The sequence below is a fragment of the Halomonas sp. SIMBA_159 genome (assembly GCF_046536035.1).
In the GTDB taxonomy this organism is placed as follows: Bacteria; Pseudomonadota; Gammaproteobacteria; order Pseudomonadales; family Halomonadaceae; genus Vreelandella; species Vreelandella venusta_A.
In genome coordinates, this window is sequence record NZ_JAWJBT010000479.1 from 1 (window position 1) to 275 (window position 275).

The 275-nt window shown below is 49.5% G+C and carries 1 protein-coding gene; it reads left to right on the plus strand.

Annotated elements, in window-relative coordinates; genetic code table 11:
* On the plus strand, nucleotides 1–275 hold a 275-nt coding region (locus R0J87_RS20105; RefSeq protein ID WP_498888459.1), incomplete at both ends, for a diguanylate cyclase domain-containing protein.

The following is a 275-nucleotide window of genomic DNA, read 5'->3' on the forward strand; positions in this document are numbered from 1 at the left end:
CAGTTTGCGCGAAAGCTCATTACCACTCTCAATAAGCCTTTTCACCTGAAAGAAGTGGGTGAGTTATCCATTGGCTGCAGTATCGGGATGGCCAGCTTCCCCAATGACGCAAAGAAAATTGAAACCCTCATCACTCAGGCTGACATGGCAATGCACCGTGCCAAACTGAGGGGCCGTAATCGCTGCCATCATTTCTCTCCTGAGATGGCAGAAGATTTATACCGTAAAATGATACTGCGCCATCACCTGACGCTGGCCATGGATGCTGAAGCCTT